Here is a 499-nt window from a genome sequence, read left to right on the forward strand (position 1 = left end):
GCATCTGGCTGGCTTTCAGTATCAGCCAGTGCAAACGCTCACGTTGAATCAGCGCAGAACCAACGTCATGCAGTTCCGCCAGTTTTGCGTTGGCAAATTTCAGACTGCGGCGCATCACAATACGGCGCAACTTCCAGACTGCCCACAATAAACACGCATAAGCCAGCGTCGCGAGCAGCGCATATAAGGCTGCATGCAACAGACTGCGCAGGTTGCGGCTTTCCTCATATTCGCTGATCGCCATTTGCAAAGCCTGCTGTGCTTGTCGGCTCACACTGTCCAGCGTTTCCTGCTGAAATGGATCGATATCTTCTGGTGCAATATAAAAGCTGCCGCTGCCATCAATCTGCACTAAAACGCCAGGCGGCACGTGGCTGAGACTGACTTCATGGCGCCCCGGTTTTTCCAGCTGCTGTTCAATTCGTGCGCGGGCACGTTGCACCCTGTCCTCCGGCACCATACCCAATACACTGGCTCTGAGTGTCAATATCTGACGGTT

General features: G+C 53.9%; 1 protein-coding gene. It reads right to left on the bottom strand.

The window, feature by feature from the left end; translation table 11 throughout:
- The coding region (locus KDM89_RS19570; RefSeq protein ID WP_212689567.1) for a hypothetical protein at positions 1 to 442 on the bottom strand (442 nt) is incomplete at its 3' end.
- Between the last annotated feature and the right edge of the window lie 57 nt (positions 443 to 499).

Origin of the sequence: Cognatundibacterium luofuense (assembly GCF_018139685.1) — a bacterium.
Lineage (GTDB): Bacteria > Pseudomonadota > Gammaproteobacteria > Burkholderiales > Burkholderiaceae_D > Undibacterium > Undibacterium luofuense.